Annotated in this window: 1 protein-coding gene; it reads right to left on the bottom strand. The window is 59.2% G+C overall.

Annotated elements, in window-relative coordinates; translation table 11 throughout:
* Nucleotides 1-106 precede the first annotated feature (106 nt).
* Nucleotides 107-385 (bottom strand): HNH endonuclease signature motif containing protein (locus FH08_RS50785; protein ID WP_160172530.1); only part of this gene is annotated, 279 nt, incomplete at its 5' end.

Here is a 385-nt window from a genome sequence, read left to right as displayed (position 1 = left end):
CAGCGACAGCCGTGTACACCGAGGCTTGTTTCTTCCCCGGTGTACACCTCGCGTATTCGGCTGTTCACGCTGCTGTCGGTGGACTGTTCCCCGGTATCGGAACCTGTTACGGATCCACCGACATCGGCGGGTCGAACCGGGTTTTCCGATCATCCCCGATCTCGACACTCCACTCGGTATGGTGCAACAACCGATGATGATGGCCGCACAAAAGTATGAGATTATCGAAATCCGTTGGACCACTGTCCATCCAATGAACAATATGGTGGGCATCGCACCATCCCGGCGGAGTGCCGCAGCCGGGAAACGCGCATCCCCCATCCCTGACCACCAAAGCTCGCCGCTGCGGGACCGTCGCCGTTCGCTCGTCGAGCCCATGATTGAG

The organism is Caballeronia sordidicola (assembly GCF_000729995.1).
GTDB lineage: Bacteria > Pseudomonadota > Gammaproteobacteria > Burkholderiales > Burkholderiaceae > Caballeronia > Caballeronia sordidicola_A.
The sequence above is the reverse complement of the archived record's forward strand: the minus strand, read 5'-3'. Positions and strand labels throughout refer to the sequence as shown.